Origin of the sequence: Luteococcus sp. H91 (genome assembly GCF_038433135.1) — a bacterium.
Taxonomy (GTDB): domain Bacteria; phylum Actinomycetota; class Actinomycetes; order Propionibacteriales; family Propionibacteriaceae; genus Luteococcus.
Genome location: NZ_JBCDMV010000004.1, coordinates 55,696 through 76,743, shown reverse-complemented (window position 1 = coordinate 76,743; position 21,048 = coordinate 55,696). Strand labels below are relative to the sequence as shown.

The 21,048-nt window shown below is 68.5% G+C and carries 25 protein-coding genes; 16 read left to right on the top strand and 9 right to left on the bottom strand.

Annotated features, from left to right (window positions below; all coding sequences use genetic code 11):
* The first annotated feature begins 79 nt into the window (after positions 1–79).
* The 5 genes from AAEX57_RS03530 to hepT all read left to right on the top strand — a co-directional run bounded on the left by AAEX57_RS03530 (position 80) and on the right by hepT (position 5,499).
* Positions 80–1,750: a ribonuclease J gene (locus AAEX57_RS03530; RefSeq protein WP_342097751.1), complete on the top strand. Its 1,671-nt coding sequence runs from the start codon at positions 80–82 to the stop codon at positions 1,748–1,750.
* Positions 1,751–1,989: 239 nt separating this feature from the next.
* The gene (gene rpmB / locus AAEX57_RS03525; RefSeq protein WP_342091136.1) at positions 1,990–2,175 is read left to right on the top strand and encodes a 50S ribosomal protein L28; all 186 of its coding nucleotides are present in this window, start codon (positions 1,990–1,992) and stop codon (positions 2,173–2,175) included.
* Between the two features lie 242 nt (positions 2,176–2,417).
* Entirely contained in the window at positions 2,418–4,640 is a 2,223-nt protein-coding gene (locus AAEX57_RS03520; RefSeq protein WP_446721078.1) for an ATP-dependent DNA helicase RecG, read from the top strand.
* 14 nt (positions 4,641–4,654) lie between these two features.
* Positions 4,655–5,062: a nucleotidyltransferase family protein gene (locus tag AAEX57_RS03515; protein WP_342091137.1), complete on the top strand. Its 408-nt coding sequence runs from the start codon at positions 4,655–4,657 to the stop codon at positions 5,060–5,062.
* Positions 5,059–5,499: a type VII toxin-antitoxin system HepT family RNase toxin gene (gene hepT, locus AAEX57_RS03510; protein WP_342091138.1), complete on the top strand. Its 441-nt coding sequence runs from the start codon at positions 5,059–5,061 to the stop codon at positions 5,497–5,499. The genes AAEX57_RS03515 and hepT overlap by 4 nt, the downstream gene beginning before the upstream one ends.
* Here hepT and AAEX57_RS03505 read toward each other — a convergent pair whose 3' ends face one another.
* From AAEX57_RS03505 to AAEX57_RS03480, 6 genes are all read right to left on the bottom strand, one after another.
* A complete protein-coding gene (locus AAEX57_RS03505; protein ID WP_342091139.1) occupies positions 5,500–7,836 on the bottom strand; it encodes an ABC transporter permease in 2,337 nt (778 codons plus the stop codon). It lies immediately after the preceding gene.
* Between the two features lies 1 nt (position 7,837).
* Entirely contained in the window at positions 7,838–8,623 is a 786-nt protein-coding gene (locus AAEX57_RS03500; protein ID WP_342091140.1) for an ABC transporter ATP-binding protein, read from the bottom strand.
* Positions 8,624–8,669: 46 nt separating this feature from the next.
* Complete coding sequence (locus tag AAEX57_RS03495) at positions 8,670–9,962, bottom strand: HAMP domain-containing sensor histidine kinase (protein WP_342091141.1); 1,293 nt, start codon at positions 9,960–9,962, stop codon at positions 8,670–8,672.
* Positions 9,959–10,636, bottom strand: a complete 678-nt coding sequence (locus AAEX57_RS03490; protein ID WP_342091142.1) for a response regulator transcription factor — start codon at positions 10,634–10,636, stop codon at positions 9,959–9,961. Before AAEX57_RS03490 ends, AAEX57_RS03495 begins: the two co-directional genes overlap by 4 nt.
* A gap of 21 nt (positions 10,637–10,657) precedes the next feature.
* Complete coding sequence (locus AAEX57_RS03485) at positions 10,658–11,176, bottom strand: DedA family protein (protein ID WP_342091143.1); 519 nt, start codon at positions 11,174–11,176, stop codon at positions 10,658–10,660.
* Between the two features lie 112 nt (positions 11,177–11,288).
* Positions 11,289–11,708, bottom strand: coding sequence for a pyridoxamine 5'-phosphate oxidase family protein (locus AAEX57_RS03480; protein WP_342091144.1), 420 nt, complete (start codon positions 11,706–11,708; stop codon positions 11,289–11,291).
* A gap of 116 nt (positions 11,709–11,824) precedes the next feature.
* Between AAEX57_RS03480 and AAEX57_RS03475 the strand changes: the two genes are divergently transcribed.
* The 4 genes from AAEX57_RS03475 to coaD all read left to right on the top strand — a co-directional run bounded on the left by AAEX57_RS03475 (position 11,825) and on the right by coaD (position 14,824).
* Positions 11,825–12,331: an RNA polymerase sigma factor gene (locus AAEX57_RS03475; protein WP_342091145.1), complete on the top strand. Its 507-nt coding sequence runs from the start codon at positions 11,825–11,827 to the stop codon at positions 12,329–12,331.
* The gene (locus tag AAEX57_RS03470; protein WP_342091146.1) at positions 12,318–13,577 is read left to right on the top strand and encodes a hypothetical protein; all 1,260 of its coding nucleotides are present in this window, start codon (positions 12,318–12,320) and stop codon (positions 13,575–13,577) included. The genes AAEX57_RS03475 and AAEX57_RS03470 overlap by 14 nt, the downstream gene beginning before the upstream one ends.
* Before the next feature lie 157 nt (positions 13,578–13,734).
* On the top strand, positions 13,735–14,319 hold the full coding sequence (locus AAEX57_RS03465; protein ID WP_342091147.1) for an RsmD family RNA methyltransferase: 585 nt from the start codon (positions 13,735–13,737) through the stop codon (positions 14,317–14,319).
* Complete coding sequence (gene coaD / locus AAEX57_RS03460) at positions 14,309–14,824, top strand: pantetheine-phosphate adenylyltransferase (RefSeq protein ID WP_342091148.1); 516 nt, start codon at positions 14,309–14,311, stop codon at positions 14,822–14,824. The genes AAEX57_RS03465 and coaD overlap by 11 nt, the downstream gene beginning before the upstream one ends.
* 135 nt (positions 14,825–14,959) lie before the next feature.
* Here the strand turns inward: coaD and AAEX57_RS03455 are convergent, their stop codons facing one another.
* Complete coding sequence (locus AAEX57_RS03455) at positions 14,960–15,586, bottom strand: IMPACT family protein (RefSeq protein WP_342091149.1); 627 nt, start codon at positions 15,584–15,586, stop codon at positions 14,960–14,962.
* A 101-nt stretch (positions 15,587–15,687) separates the two neighbouring features.
* Here AAEX57_RS03455 and AAEX57_RS03450 point away from each other — a divergent pair, with 101 nt between their 5' ends.
* Genes AAEX57_RS03450 through mutM form a run of 4 tightly spaced genes read left to right on the top strand, consistent with a single transcriptional unit; the run spans position 15,688 to position 18,143 of the window.
* Positions 15,688–16,242, top strand: a complete 555-nt coding sequence (locus tag AAEX57_RS03450) for a YceD family protein (protein WP_342091150.1) — start codon at positions 15,688–15,690, stop codon at positions 16,240–16,242.
* A 46-nt stretch (positions 16,243–16,288) separates the two neighbouring features.
* Positions 16,289–16,480: a 50S ribosomal protein L32 gene (gene rpmF / locus AAEX57_RS03445; RefSeq protein WP_342091151.1), complete on the top strand. Its 192-nt coding sequence runs from the start codon at positions 16,289–16,291 to the stop codon at positions 16,478–16,480.
* A gap of 1 nt (position 16,481) precedes the next feature.
* The gene (rnc, locus tag AAEX57_RS03440; RefSeq protein ID WP_342091152.1) at positions 16,482–17,252 is read left to right on the top strand and encodes a ribonuclease III; all 771 of its coding nucleotides are present in this window, start codon (positions 16,482–16,484) and stop codon (positions 17,250–17,252) included.
* A gap of 42 nt (positions 17,253–17,294) precedes the next feature.
* Positions 17,295–18,143 (top strand): bifunctional DNA-formamidopyrimidine glycosylase/DNA-(apurinic or apyrimidinic site) lyase, encoded by an 849-nt coding sequence (mutM, locus tag AAEX57_RS03435; protein WP_342091153.1) that lies wholly within the window; start codon positions 17,295–17,297, stop codon positions 18,141–18,143.
* Positions 18,144–18,205: 62 nt separating this feature from the next.
* Here the strand turns inward: mutM and AAEX57_RS03430 are convergent, their stop codons facing one another.
* Together AAEX57_RS03430 and AAEX57_RS03425 are read right to left on the bottom strand one after the other, a co-directional pair.
* On the bottom strand, positions 18,206–18,394 hold the full coding sequence (locus AAEX57_RS03430) for a hypothetical protein (RefSeq protein ID WP_342091154.1): 189 nt from the start codon (positions 18,392–18,394) through the stop codon (positions 18,206–18,208).
* On the bottom strand, positions 18,391–18,639 hold the full coding sequence (locus tag AAEX57_RS03425; RefSeq protein WP_342091155.1) for a CopG family ribbon-helix-helix protein: 249 nt from the start codon (positions 18,637–18,639) through the stop codon (positions 18,391–18,393). Before AAEX57_RS03425 ends, AAEX57_RS03430 begins: the two co-directional genes overlap by 4 nt.
* A 220-nt stretch (positions 18,640–18,859) precedes the next feature.
* On the opposite strand from AAEX57_RS03425, the gene AAEX57_RS03420 reads away from it, so the two are divergent.
* The 3 genes from AAEX57_RS03420 to AAEX57_RS03410 all read left to right on the top strand — a co-directional run bounded on the left by AAEX57_RS03420 (position 18,860) and on the right by AAEX57_RS03410 (position 21,046).
* Positions 18,860–19,162 carry a helix-turn-helix domain-containing protein gene (locus AAEX57_RS03420; RefSeq protein ID WP_342091156.1) on the top strand — a complete coding sequence of 101 codons (303 nt, stop codon included), beginning with the start codon at positions 18,860–18,862 and terminating at the stop codon, positions 19,160–19,162.
* Positions 19,159–20,346, top strand: a complete 1,188-nt coding sequence (locus tag AAEX57_RS03415) for a type II toxin-antitoxin system HipA family toxin (protein WP_342091157.1) — start codon at positions 19,159–19,161, stop codon at positions 20,344–20,346. Before AAEX57_RS03420 ends, AAEX57_RS03415 begins: the two co-directional genes overlap by 4 nt.
* A 73-nt stretch (positions 20,347–20,419) precedes the next feature.
* Entirely contained in the window at positions 20,420–21,046 is a 627-nt protein-coding gene (locus tag AAEX57_RS03410; RefSeq protein WP_342091158.1) for a GtrA family protein, read from the top strand.
* Positions 21,047–21,048: the final 2 nt, after the last annotated feature.

Here is a 21,048-nt window from a genome sequence, read left to right as displayed (position 1 = left end):
GCGGCTCAAACCCTTTTCTGTCTCCGCTCCGGGTTCTGTCGGCAGCGACGACTAGGGTGGCGGTGTGACAGCGCAGCTGATGACGCCCCCCAGCCTGGCCCCCGGGACCCTGCGGATCATCCCGTTGGGCGGTCTGGGCGACGTGGGGCGCAACATGACCTGCTTCGAGATCGACGGCGAGATCCTGCTGGTGGATTGTGGGGTGCTCTTCCCCGAGGACGACCATCCCGGCGTCGACCTGATCCTGCCGGGCCTGGACCATCTCACCGACCGGCTGGACGACATCATCGGCATGGTGCTCACCCACGGCCACGAGGACCACATTGGCGCCGTGCCCTACCTGCTGCGCCGCCGCAGCGACATCCCGATCTGGGGTTCAAAGCTGACCCTTGCCCTGGTGGAGGGCAAGCTGCGCGAACACCGGATCCGCAATACCGACCTGCAGGAGGTGGCGGAGGGGGATCGCGCCAAGGTCAGCGAGCACTTCGACCTGGAATTCCTGGCGGTCAACCACTCCATCCCCGACGCGCTGGCGGTCTGCATCCGCACTGCTGGCGGCACGGTGCTGGCCACCGGCGACTTCAAGATGGACCAGTTGCCGCTGGATGGCCGGATCACCGACCTGCGCGGCTTCGCCCGGCTGGGAGAGGAGGGCGTCGACCTGTTCATGGCCGACTCCACCAATGCCGAGGTGCCCGGCTTCACCACCCCGGAGAAGGACATCGTGCCCGCGCTGGAGCGGGTCTTCGAGCGCGCCGAGAACAAGTTGATCGTCGCCTGCTTCGCCTCCCACGTCCACCGCGTGCAGCAGGTGCTCAACCTGGCCGTCAAGCACCAGCGCAAGGTGCTCTACGTCGGCCGCTCGATGGTGCGCAACATGAGCGTTGCAAGGGATCTGGGCTTCCTGAAGGTGCCGGGTGACACCCTGATCGAGCTCAAGGACATCGACGACTACCGCGATGACCAGGTGGTGGTCATCTCCACCGGATCACAGGGTGAGCCGCTCAGCGCGTTGAGCCGGATCGCCAACCGGGAGCACCCGGTGATCGAGGTGGGGGAGCACGACACGGTGCTGCTGGCCTCCAGTCTGATCCCGGGCAATGAGAATGCCGTCCACCGCGTCATCAACGGCCTGTCCCGACTGGGTGCCACGGTGGTGCACAAGGGCAATGCGCTGGTGCACGTCTCCGGCCACGCGTCGGCCGGCGAACTGCTCTACTGCTACAACGTGATCCGGCCGCGCAATGTGATGCCGATCCACGGCGAGATCCGGCATCTGATTGCCAACGCCAAGCTGGCCGAGGCCACCGGCGTACCCGCCGAGAACTGCCTGGTGGTGGAGGATGGCGCGGTGGTGGACCTGGCCGACGGCCAGGCCAGCGTGGTGGGCCAGATCGACGCCGGCTACATCTTCGTCGACGGCTCCACGGTGGGCGACATCACCACCAGCGAGCTCACCGACCGCAAGATCCTGGGGGAGGAGGGCTTCATCTCCGTCGTCGCCGCCGTCAACCTGCACACGCAGAGCCTGGTCAGCGGGCCCGACATCCACGCCCGGGGCTTCAGCGAGAATGACGAGGCCTTCGCCCAGATCCGGGAGCAGATCGCCGCCGAGCTCACCAAGGCGCTCGAGGACGGGGTGGACGACACCCACCGCTTGCAGCAGGTGATCCGACGCACCATTGGCCGCTGGGTCTCCAACACCTATCGTCGACGCCCAATGATCGTGCCCGTGGTGGTCGCCACCTAGATTCGGAGGCCTCGACAGGCTCGGCCATCGTGGTTGCGCCGGCGGGGTCGTGGGCAACGGCCCTCGAGCATCAGCGCAACCCCGGTCCCCGAGCTTGTCGAGGGGTGGGGAAGGGGTTTCCCGCCTCGCGGTTTGGCCACGACGGCCCCGGCGGGCTATCATTCTCGGGTTGCCCATTCTGGGCTGACCGACCGGGGACTCGTCCCCACACCTGATCCATCTATTCGAGGAGTACTCCAATGGCTGCCGTGTGCGATGTCTGCGCCAAGCGCCCGGGCTTCGGCCACAACGTGCCGTGGTCGAAGAAGAAGACCAACCGTCGTTGGAACCCGAACATCCAGCGTGTTCGTGCCCTGATCAACGGCACCCCGAAGCGCGTCAACGTGTGCACCTCCTGCCTGAAGGCCGGCAAGGTCACCCGCTGACCCCCTCCGGCCCCGGCCGGACACTTGCAGGCCATCGTCCCTTGTGGGCGGTGGCCTTCTTGCGTTCGACCACGTCCCACTACGACGCCCAGGGCGCACTGTGACCCCTTCCGGGGCACTCGGACCCCCGCCCGCCGGGGTCGCAGCATCCCGGCTGGGGTCAGACTGCTCCCTGGGGGGGGCACGAGTCACCTGACCCGACGCCCGAGGAAGTGTCAGAGCCCACTAGTAGGCTCGCGAGCGTGGCAGTGAGCAATGCGTGGCAACCCCAGTGGCGAACCGAGACCTTTGCCGAGCTGAACCGCCCCCTGAAGCAGGTGGTCGGGGACAAGTCGGCGAAGATCCTGGCCAGCAAGCTGCGCCTGAACACCGTCGGGGATCTGCTGCGTCACCTGCCGCGACGCTATCTCTCCGGCACCGAGAACAGTTCCCTGGCCGAGCTCGTCGTCGGCGAGGAGGCCGCGGTGCTGGCCACCGTGGCCGGCGTCCGGGTGGGCGGGGCGCCGCCGCGTCAACGGCTGGAGGTCACCCTCACCGACGGGCAGGGCACTCTGGCCTGCACCTTCTTCGGCAAGCCCCACCTGATCAAGTACTGGGAGAGTCACCTGGTCAAGGGGGCGCGGGGGATCTTCGTCGGCAAGGTGGGCTCCTTCATGGATCGCCCGCAGCTGACCCATCCCAACTATGTGGTCTTCGACGCCTCCGGGAAGGTTGTGGGCAAGAAGGACAAGGAGACGATGGTGCAGCAGGTCACCCGCTCCGGGTTGGTGGGGATCTACCCCGCCACCAGCCAGATGCCCACCTGGGAGATCGGTGAGACCGTGCAGCTGGTGCAGACCCAGCTGGGGACCCTGGCCGAGCCGCTGCCGGAATGGCTGGTCACCGAGGAGGGGCTGATGACGCTGGACGAGGCCCTGGTGCAGGCCCACCAGCCGGTCACCCGGGAACATGCCGAGGCCGCCGCCGATCGGCTGCTCTTCGACGAGGCGCTGCAGATGCAACTCACCATGGCCTACCGCCGGCACGACAATGCGCACTTCCGGGCCGCGCCGCTGCCCGGCGTCGAGGGCGGGCTGCTGGACCTCTTCGACGAACAGCTGCCCTTCACCCTGACCGATGGGCAGCGCAGCGTGGGGGAGGAGATCTTCACCGACATCGCCGGGACCTCCCCGATGCAGCGGCTGCTGCAGGGCGAGGTGGGTTCGGGCAAGACGCTGGTCGCGCTGCGGGCGATGCTGCGGGCCGTCGACTCGGGCAAGCAGGCGGTGCTGCTGGCGCCGACGGAAGTGCTGGCCGGGCAGCACTTCGACTCCATCCGGGAACAGTTGGGGGAGCTGGCCGCCGGCCGGACCCTGGGTGCCCCGGAGAATGCCACCGAGGTGGCGCTGCTCACCGGATCCATGGCGGCGGTGGCCCGGCGCAATGCCATGCTCAAGATCGCCTCCGGCGAGGCCGGGATCATCATCGGCACCCATGCCCTGCTGGGGGACAAGGTCAGTTTTGCCGATCTGGGGCTGGTGGTGGTGGACGAGCAGCACCGCTTCGGCGTCGAGCAGCGTGCGGTGCTGAACGAGAAGGCAGAGCTACGCCCGCACGTACTGGTGATGACCGCCACCCCGATTCCCCGCTCGGTGGCGATGACCGTCTTCGGTGACCTGGTGGTCTCGACGCTGACCGAGGTGCCCGCCGGGCGGCAGGAGGTGCAGACCTCGCTGGTGAACTCGTTGCAGCACCCCGGTTGGGTGGATCGGGCCTGGCAGCGGATCCGGGAGGAGGTGGCGCAGGGGCGGCAGGCCTTCGTCGTGTGCCCCCGGATCGATCCGGCGGACAAGGAGGAGCTGGAGGCCGGGGCCACGCCGTCGGCCACCGTCAACGACGTCTTCGACGAACTGCGCACCGGCCCGCTGCACGGACTGCGGCTGGAGATGCTGCACGGGCGGCTCAGCCCGGAACAGAAGGATGCGGCGATGGCACGTTTTGCCCGCGGGGAGGTGGACGTGCTGGTGGCGACGACGGTGATCGAGGTGGGCGTGGATGTGCCCAATGCCACCGTGATGGTGGTGATGGACTCCGACCGTTTCGGCGTCAGCCAGCTGCACCAGTTGCGTGGCCGGATCGGCCGTGGTGGCCATGCCGGGTTGTGCCTGCTGATGACCAGCGTGCCGCCGGACTCGTCGTCGCTGGAGCGGCTGCGGGCAGTGGAGAAGACCCGGGACGGCTTCCAGCTGGCCGAACTGGATCTGGCCCAACGCCGCGAAGGCAATGTGCTGGGCGCCACCCAGTCGGGCGGGCGCAGCAACCTGCGCCTGTTGAAGGTGATCGAGCACGCCGAGCTGATCGCCCATTGCCGCGGGCTGGCCGAACGGCTCGTCGCCGAGGACCCGGACCGGGTGAATCCCTATCTGGCGGACATGGTGACCCAGACCGAGCTGCTCGCCGCGGGGGACTGGCTGGAGAGGTCCTGACTAGCATGGGATACGTGACCACGCCCTCCGAGCAGCTCGCCCACCTGCGAGCCGACGCCGAATCCGGTGCGCTGGCAGGGCTGTGCGAACGGCTGGGCATCGGGCTCCTGGTGGTCTTCGGCAGCGTCCTGGCGCGTCCGGAATCCGCCGGGGACCTCGACTTGGCCTGTGCCGCGGCCGATGGCTCGCGCCTCGACCGGATGCGCGTCCTCGACGCGCTGGAGCAGCGCTATGGCATCGGGCTCGACCTGATGCCGCTCGACCAGGCCGGGCCAGTCGCCCGCTATGCCGCGCTGGGGCCGGGAGAACTGCTGTACGAGAGCGAACCCGGTCGGTTCGCGCGCGCCCAGATGGCGGCCTTCGGGATCTACCGGGACACGCAGAAGATGCGGGACCTCCAGCTGGAGGTGCTGCTCGGATGAGTCCGCGATCCCTGTCTCCCCAGGTGGTGCTGCAGAAGCTCACCCAGATGGCCAAGCTCCTTGACGCCCTGGACGACATCGGCCCTGTCGATCGTCAGCGGCTCGATGCCGATCCGATCCTGCGCCTGGCGCTGGAGCGCGTGGTGACGCAGCTCGTGGATCTCGCCATCGACGTGAACATGCACGTCGTCACCTCCGCAGGCCACGGCAGCGTGGTGCCGGCCGACGGCAAGGAGTCCTTCGCTGCAGCCGCGCGCGTCGGCCTGCTGGACGAGCCACTGGCAAGCCAGCTGTCCCTCAGCGTCGGCCTGCGCAATGTCGTCGTGCACGACTACCTCGCGCTGGACGAGCAGCTCTTCCTCACCGGTGTCCATCTCGCGCGGGAGCAGTACCGCGACTACGTGCGGCAGGTGTCCACCTGGATCCAGCGGGCCTGATCAGCCCAGCAACTCCACCGGGCGGCGGCGCAGGACGGGCCAGGCCGCGACGAGCGTGATCAGCGTCGCGCACAGGACCAGCAGGCCGACGAGCGAGCACACCAGCCCCACCGAGGTGGTCACGTCGAAGCGGGAGATGCCCAGGGAGGCCAGCGCACTGGTCAACAGCTCGGGCACCAGCACGATCCCCAGACCGGTGCCGAGCGCCGATCCCAGCAGCACCAGGGGCAGGTGGGAGGCCAGCACCTGGGCCAACAGCTGGCGTCGGGAATGACCCATGGCGGACAGCACCCCGAGCCCGGAGCGCTGCCGACGCAGCATCGTGGTGGTCATCAGGGCCAGTACCAGGGCTGTCACCACGACGCTCAGCACCAGCACGCCGTGGGCCAGCTGCCCGATCATCCGCATGTAGACGCCGAGCTGGGAGTCGATGGACTCGCGTTGGTTCTGCACGCTGGTGAAGGGCTTCCCGTCGAGCTCGCGGATGGACTGCGCGAGGGTGTCCAGGTTCGCCTCCGGTGTGCCGAGGGCCTCCAGGTCGGTGAGCTGGTGGCCCGGAACCAGGCGACGGTAGCCGTCGGTGGTCAGGTCCACCCGGAAGCCGCCGTACTGGATGGTGGACAGCTCGCCCACCACCAGGTATCGCGCGCTGCGGGCGCCGAAGTCCAGCGTGATCTCCTGCCCGACGGCCAGGCCGGTGGCCTGCAGCACCTGGCTGCCGACCGCCACCTCGTTGGGATGGCGCGGTTCGCGGCCGGTGTGCACGCTGCTGTGCGCCTGCTGCCCGAAGTCGTCGGTCACCACGAAGGCGCTCTGCCGGCCCGCCACACTGCCCTGCAGGTAGTCCATGTAGTAGGCGCGCTCGACGCCGGGCAGCCGGGAGACCTCGTCCCGGACGGCTTCCCGGTCCACGCCGGGGCGCAGCTGGCTGGTGATGTCACCGACCTCGCCGATCAGGTTGCGGGCGAAGGCCTGCCGGTTGTCCAGCACATTGGTGGTCAGGGTGGCGGAGAAGATCGCCGACAGGCACACGACCGCCATGGTGACGCTCACCATCAGTGACGGGCCGGGGTGGGCGAGGGCAGACTTCACCCCGAGCAGGTGGGGCAGGGGGCCGCGGCTGGTGGCCAGCGGCCACCAGGAGCGACGGAAACTGTGCGCCGCCTGGCCGCCGGACAGTGCCTCGACGGGGCGCAGCCTGGGCACGCGATGTGTCGCGATCATCCCGAGCAGGGCAGTCACCACCAGCGCGACAGCCAGCACCAGCGCGCAGGCAACCGGATCGAGCCCGGGCTGCCAGTGCAGGCCGGTCTGGCTGGCCAGCGAGTCGGCCACCCGCGGCGCCAGCAGCGCGCTGGCGGCGAGCCCCAGCAGGGCACCGGCACCGACGGCGACCACGGGAGCCAGCACCAGGGCGGTGCGGACGGTGCGGTGCCCGACGCCGGAGGCCGACAGCACACCGAGGCTGGCCAGGTCCTGGTCGATCGCGGAGCGGATCCAGAACCAGATGATCATGATGACCACCAGCACGACATTGCCGGAGAAGGCCACCAGGCTGGCGGCGTAGGTGCTCGGGCCGGGCAGGACGGCCTCGCGCAGCAGCGGCAGGTTGCCGATCCAGGTGGACATCAGGTTGTCTCCCGGCCGGTGGAGTGCCTCACCGAGGGCGCCGGACACGTCGGCGGCCTCGTCGGCCGGCGTGACGGTGGCCTGGACCAGGACGTCCTTCTGCGGCGCGGTGGGGGAGGCCGCCAGGGCACGGTAGTCGTCGGACGGCAGGCCCAGGGCGATCGAGCCCATCGTGGTGGTGCCGAGCGACAGGTTCTCGAAGAAGCCGGCCACGGTGTAGTAGCGGGTGACCTGCCCGCTGGTCAGGGTGATCCGGTCTCCCACGGCGGCAGCGCCCGCGGAACGCAAGATCTGCGGCAGGTAGACGGGGTTGGGGTACTGGTCATCGCGCCGCTCCTCGAGGATGGTGCGGCCCAGCGCGGTGGGCCGATCCAGGTCCAGGTAGACGATGACGGTGTCCATGGAGAAGTCGGTCAACGGCAGGTTCGCGAACTCCACCATCACCTCGCTGGACTCGATCGTCCCGACCCTCGGGTCGGCGCGAAGGGCCTTCTCCGCGGCGGCTCGACGGTCCGCGACGGTGATGGCCTGCACGTCGGGGGCATTGAGGCGCTCCACCGACTCGTCGAACATCTGCGGGTAGCGCAGGGCGCACATCAGCCCCACGGTTGCGAGGGCGCAGGCGATGGCGCTGAGCAGGGCGATCACGGCCAACGGGAGGCGTCCGCGGCGCAGGTTGCGGCGCACCAGGAGGGTGAGGGGGTCCATGTCACCAGCCCATCTCGTCGAGGAAACCGGTGAGCCGGGCCAGTCGTCGCCCGTCCGGGTCCTCGGGGTCACGGGCGGGGTCCCAGCGGCCGAGCACGCACTCGCCGCGGATGGCGCCGTCGCGCAGGTAGACCACCCGGTCCCCGCGCAGGGCGGAGCGCAGGTCGTGGGTGACCATCATGATGGTCTGGCCGTCCCGGTTGACCCGTCCCATCAGGTCCAGCACGGACTGCGACGAGGTGGAGTTGAGCTGGCCGGTGGGTTCGTCGGCGAAGAGCACGGCGGGGGAGTTGGCCAGGGCGCGCACCAGGCCGACCCGTTGGGCCTCGCCCCCGGACAGCATGGTCGGGAACTTGCCCCACCCGTCGGCGGGGATGCCGACCTCGGCGAGCAGTTCCCGGGTCCGGGCGGCGGCCCGGCGACGCGGCTGGGTGAGCAGCGCGACGGCCAGCACATTGTCCAGCACGCTCAGGGCGTCCAGCAGGTGGATCTGCTGGAAGACGAATCCGCAGTGCCCGCGCCGGAAGGCGGTGAGCCGGGCCGGGGACATCCCGTCGACCTGGGTGCCGTCGAAGGTGATCGAGCCCATCGACGGGGAGTCCATGCCGCTGAGCACGTGCATCAGGGTGGACTTGCCGGCACCGCTGGGTCCCATCACGACGATGAACTCGCCGCGCTGCACGTCGAGGTCCAGGTTGGTCAGCACGTGTTGCTGGATGCCGTCGTGGGAGAAGGTCCGGGACACCCGTCGAGCACTGATCACGGCTTCCCCTGCTGTCTGCGTCATGGCATCGACGCTAGTCAAGCGGCTGCGGGGAGTCCTTTCGAGATTCCTAAATGGTCCTGAATGCTCCCCGACGAGGATCATGCGGGCCCTCGGCCAGCGCGAGGGTGAGCGTGGCGACGAAGCCGGTGCCCTCGGCGCCATTGGCCAGGTCCAGGCTGCCGCCCATCGCCTCCATCAGGACCGCGGCGGTGAACAGCCCCAGTCCCTGGCCGGGACGGCCCGCCGCATTGCTGGCCCGGTAGTGCGGTTGGCTCAGCAGGGCCAGTTCGTCGGCGGGGACACCGGGGCCGGCATCGGTCAGGGTCACCTCCAACAGCCCGTCGGACAGGTGGGAGCCGAGCCGCAGCGGGGGAGCGCCGTACTTGGCCGCATTGGCGACGACATTGTCCACCACCTGCTGCAGCCGTTGCGGGTCGGCCACCACCATCGCCCGCTCGACGACGCCTGGTTCCGGCCAGCCGGAGGGCTGGGCCTCGGTGACCATCCGCACCAGGTCCGTCGAGGCGAGTGCGGTCAGGTGCACCGGCATCTGGTCCAGCTCGTCGGTGCTGGCCAGCGTCAGGTCGCCCAGCAGGGCGTCGATCTGGGCAGTCTTGGCAGCGATCACGTCCAGCCGCGGGTCGGGGCCGTTCAGCTGCAGCACCTCGGTGCTGGCGCTGATGCTCGCCAGCGGCGTGCGGATGTCGTGGCTGAGCTGGCCCACCAAGCGCTTGTGGGCCTGGCGTTGGGCCAGTTCCCGGGCCCGCGAGCGGGCCAGTTCGGTGCGCAGCACGTCGAAGCTCTGGGTGAAGGCGCCGAAGACCTGGCCGCGGTCCACGCGCAGCGGCTCGTCCAGGTTGCCATGGGCGACGCGGTCCGCGAAGTCACGCAGTTCCCGGAAGGGGCGCAGGATGCGACGGTCCAGCCACACCAGGTAGGCCGTGGCGGACAGGCCCACGACGAGCAGGGCACCCCAGCACCAGCGCAGCAGCCGTCGGTCCCGGTCCTCGAGGACGGGTCCGCGGGCGTCGGGCAGCAGGACGGTGGCCACCCGGGTGCCGTCGGCGGCGCGCACCGCCAGGCCCGTGGCGTGCTCCCGCACGGCCTCGTGCTCGTCGGCCAACGGTGTGCCCTTCGCCACCACCAGGCGGCCGTCCTCGGCCAGGACCGTGAAGTCGGGGGCGTCCGGTGCGTAGTCGGAGGGGGCCGGGGTGGGCCAGTGGGCGGCCGTCACCTGCGCGACGTCATTGGCGGCGGCCACGTCCCCCGCAGGGAGCGTGCCGGACCCCACTCGTTGGACGGCCAGGCCGGCAGCGGCCAAGGCCGTCCAGAGCAGCAACAGCGGAAGCCAGCGCCTCACGGCCGCAGGTCCCGGAAGAGGTATCCGCGTCCCCACAGGGTCTGGATGTAGCGCGGGTTGTCCAGGTCCGGTTCGATCCTGGTCCGCAGGCGACGGATGTGCACGCTCAGGGTCCCGTCGCCGGTGATCGCATCGCCCCAGACCTTGTCGAAGAGTTCCTGCTTGGGCAGCACCCGTTCCGGATTGGTGACCAGGTGCCGCAGCAAGCGGTGCTCCATGGCGGTCAGCTCCAGCGGGTTGTCGTCGACGAAGAAGCGGTCCGCCGCCTCGTCGAAGCGCAGGTGCCCGTCGTCGTAGCCTCCGCTGCCCGGGGTGTCACGTTCGAGGGTGCGGCGGACCTTGGCCAGCAGAACCCCCAGTGAGTAGGGCTTTCGCAGGTAGTCGTCGCCGCCGAGCATCAGCGCCATGATCTCGTCGTCCTCGCTGCTGCGGGCGCTGATGAAGATGATCGGCGTCTGGCCGTCGGCGCGCAGGGTCCGGCACAGCTCGAAGCCGCTGGCGCCGGGCAGGTTCACGTCCAGCAGCAGCAGACGGGCCCGGTCCTTCCGGAGCCAGGCCAGCGCCTCCTCGGCACTGCCCACGCCGTGGCCCGTGACGCCGAAGGCGGCCAGGTACTCCAGCGTGCTGTCGACGAGCTCTTCCTCGTCGTCGATCATCAGCACATCGGTAGCCATGGCTTCAGCCTAGGGACCTGATCACTGCTGCACCGAGCGAGGATGGGCCGGGTCGGTCTCGGTGGCCGGGCGCCGGAACATCAACGCGGCCATCACCCCCACGAAACCGGCCAGCAGGAGCACCGCCAGCAGCGGGTGCTGCCGCCAGGCCAGAGCCAGTGCCTTGAGGCCGACGAAGCCGACCGAGGCGTAGACCAGCGCCCACATCACCGCGCCGATCGCCATCGACGGCAGGTAGCGCCACAAGGGCATTCGCAGGAAGCCGGCGGAGAAGTTGACCATGGTCTGCACGCCGATGGTCAGGAAGGACATGGCGACCACCGGGGCGCCAACCCGATGGATCCGTTCGGCGCTGCGCACGAAGCCGGGGCGTTCCATGATGGCGCCCACCCGGGTGCGTCGTCCGCCGCTGGCGGCAAAACGACCCAGGGCATAGGTGGCGCCGGCGCGCAGGCAGACGATCACGAAGAGCGCGGCGGTCACCACCGGGAAGGGAGCCTCCCAGGCCATCGGATTCCACCATGCTCCGGACAGGTTCACGGGGCGAGCCTAGCCAGCCGGTGCAAAGACGCAGCGATGCGTCCACCCGATGCACGATGCGCGACGGAGGTCCGCCAGGAAGGCGGACCCCCGTCGCGGGAGATTGCAGGGATCAGTTGGTGGGCTCGGGGCCGAAGTAGAAGGAGCGGCCGCTCAGCTGGCTGGGGGTGACCCGGACGTAGTGTCGCTTGATGGTGGGCACCCAGGGGCGCAGCGGCATCTTGTCGGCCATCGCCAGCTCGTCCTCGTCGGTGATCTCCGCGGCGTCACCCTTGATCAGGATGCTCCAGCCGCCGTCGACCGTCCAGCCGTCCACCTCGAAGGCGACGTGCGCGTTCTCGGTGAGCTCCTTCAGCTTGGATCCCGACGCGGTGCGGAAGACGATCGACTGCCCGTCGACGTGGTAGTTCACGGGGAAGATCTCGGGCTGGCCATCCTTGGCGGTGGCCAGGCGACCCACCTCCTGGCTGGCGAGGTAACCCCAGCAGGTGTCTTCTTGGATTTCGGTCATCGGGTTCTCCATGTCAGCCATGGCTACATTCTTGCCTACCCGACGCGGTCACCGCACCCGGGCTGTCACGAAAGTGCTCGTCGGCGCATAGGACAGGGTGATGGGGCAGTCAAAGCTCCGACAAGGGGAGGGGAGCCATGCACGGCGAGCAGGACTTCGAGCAGTTCGCCCGGGACATCACCCCGGGTCTGTTCCGGCGTGCTCGGCTGTTGCTGCATGACCGGCAGCTGGCGGAGGATCTGGTGCAGGACTGCCTGGCCCGGGTCTACCGCTCCCGGGCCACGCTGGACGAGCAGTCCAATCCAGAGGGCTATGCCCACAAGGTGCTCTTCAATCTCTTCCTGGAGTCCCGGCGGCGGCGTTCCAACACCGAGGTTGTCACCGCACAGGTGGATGACCATCAGGTGCCCGACCCGGCCGACGCCGTCACCCGGCGCGTCGCATTGGACCGCGCCCTGGCCGCGCTGGGCGACGAGGAGCGGGTGGCCGTCGTCGCCCGCTATCTGGACGATCGGCCTGCGCGCGAGGTGGCGGCCATGTTGGGCCGCTCCGAGCCGTGGTCCGCACCACCTGTCACCGAGCCCTCACCAAACTTCGCCCCGTCGCCGATGACCAGCAGGAGGTACTGCGATGAACACCATTGACCTGGCAGCAGAGCTGCGCGACCTCGGTCGGATGCCCGAGGCGTCGGAGTTGGACGACGACACCTTGGACGCCTTGGTCGCTGGGGGGATCCGGCGCGGGCGAGCCCTGCAGCGACGCGCAACACTGCGCGCCCTGGCCGTCGCGGCGGGAGTGGTGGCCATGGCCGGTACCACGCTCTACGCCAGCACCAGCCTGCGGCCGCAACCCGCCCAGTCGCCGGCCAGCGCCACGCCCACCGACCCGGGGCGGCTGGGCGACGTGTCGTTGGATGCCCTGCGGGCCGTTGTCCCCGCTGGCGCCCGGATCGAGGACGCCGGGGGTGGGGCGGACACCTCGATCCACGTGGTACGTCATTTCACCTGGGCCACCGACAAGGGCCTGACCAGCGGTGAGATCAGCCTGACCTACCGCCCGGACATCGACTGCGGCACGGGCGATGACGTTGCCTGCCTTACCGGCGACGCCGGAAAGCTGTCCTCCCGGGCAGCCGACGACGGCCGCGGCGGCCGACAGATGGTCACCATGGTGCAACTCTTCAACGGGTATCTGCTCATCATCACCCAGTGGAACCGTGCCGCGGGAGCGGCCAGCCCGGTCACCCCCGCCAGCCTGCCCTGGACGCCGACGGCTGCACTGACCGCCCTGGACCACACAATCCTGGATGACCGGATCCAGCCCGTGATCGACGGGCTCAGCCAGACCCTGGCGGCCCAGGATTCCGTGACTCTGGGGGAGCCCAATGCTCCTGCGGTTGACAGCAACTCCCAGCAGCGGGCGGTCGCACGAGCCCTGGCACCCGCCCGGCTGTCCTTCGACGGTGGCCGTGGGGACAGCTTCCAGACCTTTGAGGTCGGCTCCGGCGCCGGGCGCACCACCGGCTCGCTGATGATCCAGCCCGAGTGGGAAACCGGCACCAGCTGCGCCCAGAGGAGCTGGCGGACGCTGGCCTGCCGGGAGGTGACCACCGGTCTGGGTCGGGGCATCGCGGTCGACGAGATCCTGCCCACGACCGACATGTCGTGGCGGCGCACGGCCAGGTTCGTGCACCGAGAACCGGTGAAACAGACCCCGGCCGGCACCTTGGTGCGGGAGACCCGGCTGGACCTGCTGGGTCCCCGCACCGTGGCCGACCAGCCTCCGGCCGCCACCTTCACTCCGGCCGTCTCGTTGCAGCAGGCGCTGGACGCGGTGCAGGCGCCGGAACTGCAGGCAATGGTGGACCAGCAGGCGCAGGCCCTGCGCTGACCTGCCGGGGCGCTGCCGGTCTGTGCCACAAACCACATCCTGATTCGGACCCGATGCCCTGGAGGCACTGGGTGGCATTCAGAATGCAGTTTGTGGCGCAGACCGGGCGGGCCTGGCACCCGCCGCGGCGCGGGTGGCCCCGCTAGGGTGGGGCGACATGAGCAGGATCATTGCCGGCAGCGCCGGCGGCATGCGGCTGCAGACCCCGCCGGGGGAGAAGACCCGCCCCACCACCGACCGGGTTCGGGAGGCCCTGTTCAGCACCTTGGCCACCTGGAATGGCGGCTCCGACGCGGGCGCCGACGGCCAACTGGCGGGGATCGCCTTCTGCGACCTCTACGCCGGATCCGGCGGGGTGGGGCTGGAGGCCGCCAGCCGGGGCGCGGGGCCGGTGGTACTCGTCGAGCACGACCAGCCCACCGCCCGGCTGATCAAGGCCAATGCCGCCAAGACCAAACTGCCGGTGGAGGTGGTGGGGGCAGGCGTCGACGCCTTCCTGCCCCGCGAGGGCCAGCTCTTCGACGTGATCTGGCTGGATCCGCCCTACCCCTTCACCAATGAGCAGATCGGCCACACACTGGAGTTGGCGCTGCCACGGCTGGTGCACAACGGGCTGATCGTGCTGGAGCGCAGCGCCCGCAGCGGCGATCCGGTCTTCCCGAACGGCACGGAACACTGGAGCCGCGGCTACGGTGAAACCGTCCTGCACTTCTGTCAGCGAGAGGCTCCCGATGAGCAGTGAAAGCAGCGGCCGGCACGTCAAGGCGATCGTCCCCGGCTCCTTCGACCCGATCACCAAGGGCCACCTGGACGTGATCGAACGCGCCCACAAGGTCTTCGACGAGGTCCTGGTGGCGGTGGGCAAGAACTCGCAGAAGGCCAGCCACATGTTTGACCAGGACGAACGGGTGGCTCTGGTGCGCGAGGCCACCGCACACATCCCCGGGGTACAGGTGGGGCTGATCGAGGGCCTGCTGGTGGACTACGCCAAGACCGAGGGCTGTAGCGTGATCGTGAAGGGCCTGCGTTTCGCCAGCGACTTCGACTACGAGCTGCAGATGGCCCACATCAACACCCACGTCTCCGGGATCGAGACTGTCTTCCTGCCGGCGGGTGGGCCCTATGCCACCATCTCGTCGACGATGATGCGGGAGATCGCCAGCTACGGCGGCGACGTGAGCGAATTCGTCACCGCGAATGTGGCCCAGGCCATTCAGCGCAAGGTTGGCGAGCGCCAGCGGGGCTGATGGGGCGCCCTCTGCCCGTCAGGCCTGCTCAAGTTGGCAACAAAATGCGGTTTGGAACGTGCCATTTGATTTCTGTGTCCGCCTGGCTGCCATTTTGGGTAGGGGTCTGGACGATCTCGGTGATCGGGGCGAGCGTCAGGCCAGATCCACCCAGCGTTCGCCCACTCGTTCGGGGGCGACGCTGCCATGGGTGAGTTCGGCGAGGCTGGCCTCCAGCAGCTCCCACCGGGCCTCGGGAACCCCCAGCCGGAGCGTCACCCGCTGGGCGTAGTCCACGTCCAGCACGGCAAAGCCCTTGGCCCGCAGCTCGGATTCGGCGCGGGCGGCCAGGGCGTGGTCCAGGCCGACCTCCACCTCGGTCACCAGCTCGCGTTCCAGCACCCCGGCGGCGGCCAGGCCCTCGGCGACGGCGTCGGAATAGGCCCGCACCAGACCGCCCGCACCCAGCAGGGTGCCGCCGAACCAGCGGGTCACCACGGCGACCACCTCGGTCAGCCCGGCCCCGCGCAGCACCTCCAACATCGGAGCCCCGGCCGTGCCGGAGGGCTCCCCGTCGTCGGAGGAGCGGGACATGGAAGCGGTCGGGGTCCAGATGAAGGCGGAGCAGTGGTGGCGGGCATCGCGATGGCTCGTCCGGGCCCGTTCCACCACGGCGCGGGCCTCGGCCTCGTCGGTGATCCTGGCGACGTCACACAGGAAGACCGAGCGCTTGACCTCGATCCGGGCGCTCGCGTCGCGGGCGACGGTACGGTAGCGATTCACCGGCCCATCCCATCACGTTTTTGTCCCGGCGATGATCTCGGATAGAGTTGGCCCTCGGTCATGACGCTGTCATGTCTGCTGTGCGTTGAAGGGAACTCGTGATGAACTCGCATCACCACCTCGACCATCGCTCGTCTCTCGTCCTCGAGATCCACGAGCTGGCGCGTCGGGCTGGAACGATGAAGGAGATCCATCGGGTTGCCGAGGCGCCCGCGGATCTGGGCATCGACATGATCGCAGTGCCCCAGGGCTCCGACATCACCCTCGATCTTCGGCTCGAGAGCGTGGTGGAGGGCGTTCTGGTCACCGGCACCGCCGACGCCACCCTCAAGGGCGAATGTGCACGCTGCCTGGTCGACTTCTCCACCGAGGAGACCTACGACCTGCAGGAGCTGTACTTCTACCCGGAGAAGGATGCGGAGGAGGACGCCAGCCGGATCGAGGACGAGATGATCGACCTCGACCCCGCGCTGCGTGACGCCGTGGTGCTGGAACTGCCCTTCACGCCCCTGTGTCGGGATGATTGTTTGGGACTCTGCCCGGAATGCGGCTTCGTCCTGAACGATGATCCGGACCACAGCCACGGTGAGGAGATCGACCCCCGCTGGGGCAAGCTCTCCGAGCTGGACGTGCACGGCACCGACGAAGACAACTGATCCCGTCGCCCCACCCGGGGAAGACGGATAGCTCAAGGAGAAGATCGTGGCAGTCCCGAAGCGGAAGATGTCCCGGAGCAACACCCGCAGCCGTCGCGCGCAGTGGAAGGCGACTGCCGTGAACCTGGTCACCTGCGTGAACCCGGCGTGCCGTGAGGCCCACCTGCAGCACACCGCGTGCCCCGCGTGCGGCCAGTACGGCCCCCGCAACGCGCGTCGCCAGGTTCTCGACGCCTGACATGGCGGCTCAACCGAGCCGTTTCCAGCAGCTTCTTGACGAGCTGGGTGTCCCCTTGGACGCCCAGCTCTTCGAGCTTGCGCTGACGCATCGCTCGTTCGCCTACGAGAACGGCGGCATCCCCACCAACGAACGCCTGGAATTCCTGGGCGACGCGGTGCTGGGGATCGTCGTCACCGAACACCTCTACGGCACCTTCCCGGACTATCCGGAGGGGCGGCTGGCCAAGCTGCGCGCCGCCGTGGTCAATGCGGTGACGCTGGCCGAGGTGGCCCGTGGGCTGGAGATCGGCCCGCTGGTCAAGCTGGGCCGCGGCGAGATCACCACTGGTGGGCACGACAAGACGTCGATCCTGGCCGACACGACGGAGGCGTTGATCGGCGCCATCTTCCTGACCGGCGGGATGGGCATGGCGGAGCGCTTCGTGCACCACCTGTTTGATCCGCTGGTGGACGAGGCCGATCACCTGGGTGCCGGGCTGGACTGGAAGACCTCCCTGCAGGAGGTCTGCGCCAATGCCGGCTATGCCATGCCGAGCTATCGGATCGAGGATTTCGGCCCGGACCACGACAAGCACTTCACGGCGCGCGCCGTGGTGAACGGCGTCGAGTACGGTACCGGTGAGGGCCGCAACAAGAAGCAGGCCGAGCAGGAAGCCGCTGGCAAGGCCTTTGCGGCGATCCAGGCGGCGCAGGCTGCCGAGGCGGCGGCCCGTGAGGACGTCGTCCCCGTGGACGACGCCGCAGAGCAGTCACCACCCGCGCGTTCCTGACGTACCCAGCCTGACTCACCCCAGCCGCAAGAAAGCGACGCCATGCCCGAGTTGCCCGAGGTCGAAACCGTTCGTGCCGGCCTTGGGCCGATGTTGGCTCGCAGCCGGATTGACCGGGTGCAGGTGCTGCACCCCCGGCCCGTCCGGGGGCACGCCCTGGGCGCGGCCGACTTCGAGCAGTGCCTGCTGGGCAGAATTTTCGACATCCCACGTCGGCGCGGCAAGTACCTGTGGTTCCCCTTCCAGGACGAGGACGCGCTGCTGGCCCATCTGGGAATGAGCGGCCAGTTCCGGATCAACCGTCCCGGCGACGTGCTGCTGCCACACACCCGGGTGGTCTTCACCCTGACCGGTCTGGGCGACGTGGAGCGTGAGCTGCGCTTCGTCGACCAGCGGATGTTCGGTGGCCTGTCGGTCAGCTTTGGCGGCGCCATGTTGCCGATGGAGATCGGGCACATCGCGCTGGACCCCTTTGACGACGCCTTCGACCTGCCCGCCGTCGCCGAGCGGATGCGCGCCCGACGGACCACCGTGAAGCGGGCGCTGCTGGACCAGAAGCTGGTCAGCGGCATCGGCAACATCTACGCCGACGAGGCACTCTGGCAGGCGAAGGTGCACCCTGAGACGCCCACCGAGAAGCTCACCAAGACCCAGGCGCGCGCGGTGCTGGAGGCGGCGCAGCAGGTGATGCGCGAGGCGCTGGAACAGGGCGGCACCAGCTTCGACTCGCTCTATGTGCACGTCAACGGCGAATCCGGCTACTTCGACCGGTCGCTGAATGCCTACGGCCAGGCCGACCTGCCCTGTCCCAGGTGTGGGCAGCTGATCGTGCGAGAGCGCTTCATGAACCGCAGTTCCTTCCGCTGCCCCAAGTGCCAACGGCTGCGCTGACAGCTTCTTGGTTCAGCCCAGAAGCGAGCGGAAGGACTTTCGAGCCTTCATGGCATGGATGATCACTTGGTTCCCACTGTCGAAGGTGTGATGGCAAGCTCCAGAAGCCGTCCGTTGGTATCCCAGCCCATGATGAACTGCTTGGCGGGCATCGCGTCGTCGGGCTCGCTTTCGTAAGCGCGATGCTCCCTGCGCGAAGAATGCCGTCTTCGCTGATGCCGTGCTTCAACGTCGAGGGGATTGACCTTCATGCCACGTGGGCGCGGAGGATCTCGCGGATGACGGAGGAGCGGTTGGTGCCCTCCCGCTCGGCGCGATCGTCGATTGCGGCGAGCAGAGTGTCATCCAGTCGGACGGGGACGACGCGGGCGGGGCCGTCACCGTTGGGCTTGCGGCCGCGCTTGCGCACTTTCTCGATGTCGTACCCACGCTCGGCCTCATCGGCCCAGGCCTGGATCATCTCCGGGGTGACGGGCTCGCCGTTGATGGTCTCCATGGGTTGAGTGTAATACGAATTGTTTTGGTGTGGGCAGACTTGCCGTTCCTTCTACTGCCCCAAGTGCCAGCGGCTGCGCTGAGGGGCTTCCGCTGGCCCTGCCACAACTGGAAGCTGGGAACCAGCTCGGTGCCTCGGTGGGCTAGGAGTGTAGATCGCTCAAGAAAGATCTAATATCAAAAAATGTCGTATTCATGCGATGTTGTCTTATGGTGGTGGCATGGCAACCCGACCCACACCGTTCGGCACGATCCGTGCGGGGCAGTCCATTGGCGCCCACCTCGCCACCTGGCGCAAGTTGTTGAACCTGCCCGCCGCTGTGGTCGCCGATCGTGCCGCGATCTCTCGCAGTACGCTCAGTCGGCTGGAGAATGGCGACGTCAAGGTCGGCTTCGACACCGTCCTGAATGTTGCGGCAGCTCTGGGGATACGGGACCAGATCGTGACCGCCTTCGATCCCTTCGAGACCGATCTGGGGCGTGCCCGTTCAGACCAGGCGCTGCCCAAACGGGTCCGCCGATGAGCACTGCGACCCGGGTCCACGTCGACCTCGACGGGCACTCGGTGGAGGCGGGGACCTTGTATGTCCAGCTGGGGCGGACGGTGACCACCACCTTCGTCTACAGCCCCGCATACCTCGTCGATCCGCGTGCCTACCCGATCGAACCGGCATTCCCGCTCGTCGCGGGCCCGCATCCCTCAGCCGGGCTGCCCCATTGCGTCGCGGACACCGCCCCGGACCGCTGGGGGCGCAACTTGATCCGCAAACGGCTGCGGGCCACCGGAGAACTGGGTGCGCGGGGGATCACGGACCTCGACTATCTCCTGGGGGTCAGCGACGCCACCAGACAGGGGGCGCTGCGTTTCAGCCGGGCCGACGGGCCATTCCTGGCTACACATGTGGACGTGCCCAAGACCATCGCCCTACCCAGGCTGCTGCGAGCCGCCGAGAAGGTTGCCGGCGACGAGGATGATGCAGCCGAGATCAAGGTGCTGCTGGACGCGGGGACTGCCAGCCTGGGGGGAGCCCGGCCGAAGGCTTCTGTCGCCGACGGAGACGTGCTGCACATCGCCAAGTTCCCGCATCCCGGTGACAGCTGGGATGTGATGGCGTGGGAGACGACCGCGCTGGATCTGGCGGAGCGAGCCGGTGTGGACGTGCCCGCGCATCGCCTCACCCGCGTCGAAGGGCGCTCGGTTCTCCTGTCGCGTCGATTCGATCGCAGCAAGGGGAAACGCGTCGGCTACCTCAGCGCGATGACGCTACTGGGCGCCGACGATGGGGACGAACGAGACTACCTGGAGATCGCCGAGGAACTGGCGTTGAACAGCGCAGCGGCATCGGCGGATCTGGCGCAACTCTGGCGTCGAATTGCCTTTGGACTGCTGATCAACAACACCGACGACCACCTGCGCAATCACGGCGTGCTGCGTACCGCCACCGGCTGGCGGCTCTCGCCGGCCTTCGACCTCAACCCCAACCCCGAACCGGGGCAGCACGCCACCACGATCCTCGGCGAGGCTGCTCGCGAGCCCGGTTTGGAGGCTCTGATGGTCAGTGCACCGCAGTTCGGGCTCGACCGGGATGCCGCTGCCCGGATTCTTGGCGAGGTGCGCGGGGCCGTTGCGCACTGGAGGACGATTGCTCGTGGGCATGGGATCCGGGCCGCCGAATGTGAACTCATGGCCACGGCATTCGGCTGCTAGCCCGAACGGATGGAATTGGCGCGGGGCGCGGCGCCGGGGGAGCGGCACGGGCGGCCGGTAGACTCTGCTGACTGTGAGCCAAGTTCCCGAGACCCGCACGCAGCGAAACAAGCGCAACCTGCGTCAATTCTTTGTCTTCGGCATGGTTGGCGGCTCGGGCATCGTGGTCAATCTGGCCGTGATGGTGGTGCTCAACTGGGTCCTGCCGCACTACCAGAGGGTCGCTTTAGACCTGCCCCTGACAGCCTTCAACGTGCGTTGGTACCACGTCATGAATGTCATTGCCTTCATGGTGGCCAACACCTGGAACTATGAACTCAACCGCCGTGTCACCTTCAAGGCGCGCAAGCAGGGTGCCGCGGCCTGGTGGAAGGGGCTCGGCAACTTCATGGGCATCGGCGCCGTGGCGCTGTTGGTGGGCATGCTGATCCAGACCGCCCTGCTCAAGCCTGAGTCCGCCTTCTACCTGGAGCGCTTCTTCGGATGGATGGACGATTCGAGCGGCCTGCGAAAGAAGGTGTACTACGCGCAGTTGATCCAGATCGCCCTGACCATGCCGATCAACTTCATCGTGAACAAGCTGTGGACCTTCCGCGCCGTGCGTACCGGACACCTGGACGAGATCCCGCTCGTGGCACCCGTCGTCGCGCCCGAGGTCCTGGAGGCTGACCGGGTGTTCGACGCTGCCGAGACGGAGTGAGC